Here is a 305-nt window from a genome sequence, read left to right as displayed (position 1 = left end):
TGCTTCTACGTCGCCCGCGGCAACGGCGTCGACGACGTCACCCCCGTCGTCGAACGAGCCCTCGGGATCCGCGCCGATGCCGGGCTCACCACCAACGGTGCGCGGACCCCGGAGCCGGTCGCGGGGCGGGACCTGCTCGACGACCTGGCCCACGTCCTCGCCGCCGCGGGGGCCAAGCGGATGCGCACCCAGGAGGCCCTGGCGTTGCTGGCCGCGCTGGACCGCGCCCACTACGGGTCCTGGACCTTCGAGCGCCTCGCGCGCGAGCTGCCCGACGGGGCCAAGCCCTACAAGACCGGCGGCAC

1 pseudogene is annotated in these 305 nt (G+C 75.4%); it reads left to right on the top strand.

The features are described from left to right. A pseudogene (locus FVA95_RS31245) lies at window positions 1-305 on the top strand (cell division protein FtsK); the annotation flags it as partial.

Origin of the sequence: Pseudonocardia sp. EV170527-09 (assembly GCF_008369905.1) — a bacterium.
Classification (GTDB): Bacteria; Actinomycetota; Actinomycetes; order Mycobacteriales; family Pseudonocardiaceae; genus Pseudonocardia.
This window is presented reverse-complemented; position numbering and strand designations above follow the sequence as displayed.